Annotated in this window: 1 protein-coding gene; it reads right to left on the reverse strand. The window is 51.3% G+C overall.

Features of this window, described 5'->3' with window-relative positions:
* A partial coding sequence (locus AB9F29_RS22010) for a hypothetical protein (RefSeq protein ID WP_369757263.1) occupies positions 1-306 on the reverse strand: 306 nt, incomplete at both ends.

The raw sequence follows: 306 nt of genomic DNA on the forward strand, positions 1-306 counted from the left end.
TGGCGGTCCGTTGAAAATATCGCGAAACATCCCCGGCGTCATGATAGAGAACGGATTTACGCTGATTTTTGGCGCGGTTGCCGTCCCCGTCATTGCGAAATTGAAGCCAAAGAGCCCCTCGCCTTTTTGAGTGAAAATAGACCCAATCCCATTGAGCACATAGAGAGGACTTAACACGCCCTTCATTGCAATGCGTTGAGAGCCGAATTCATACGCCCCCGACAAAGAAATGCCCATTGAGGCGCCAACCGCGCTGCTTTTCATAAGGGTAAGCCGTTCTGGTGTCAGGACAAATTCCGCGACAAC

It is taken from the genome of Falsihalocynthiibacter sp. S25ZX9 (assembly GCF_041205405.1).
GTDB lineage: Bacteria > Pseudomonadota > Alphaproteobacteria > Rhodobacterales > Rhodobacteraceae > Falsihalocynthiibacter > Falsihalocynthiibacter arcticus.